Annotated in this window: 1 protein-coding gene; it reads left to right on the plus strand. The window is 34.8% G+C overall.

Annotated features, from left to right (window positions below; translation table 11 throughout):
• Positions 1–247: RepB family plasmid replication initiator protein (locus GHN86_RS23275; RefSeq protein WP_153387406.1), on the plus strand; the 247-nt coding region annotated here is incomplete at both ends.

Here is a 247-nt window from a genome sequence, read left to right on the forward strand (position 1 = left end):
GCTTTAAAAAATGCTGTTTTAAATCTCTTTGATCGCCAATTTTCTTTTAAAGAAGAAGATAGAAATGGGAAAATCGGAACAGTAAAATCAAGATGGGTTAGCCGTATCAAATATATTGACGATTCAGCAACGCTAGAAATTACTTTTGCACCTGATGTTGTCCCTCTTATCACTCGTCTAGAACAACACTTTACTAGTTATCAAATTAAGCAAGTTGCCCAACTTACTGGTAAGTATGCAATACGTC

This window comes from Pseudomonas helleri (assembly GCF_009600315.1).
GTDB classification, from domain to species: domain Bacteria; phylum Pseudomonadota; class Gammaproteobacteria; order Pseudomonadales; family Pseudomonadaceae; genus Aquipseudomonas; species Aquipseudomonas helleri_A.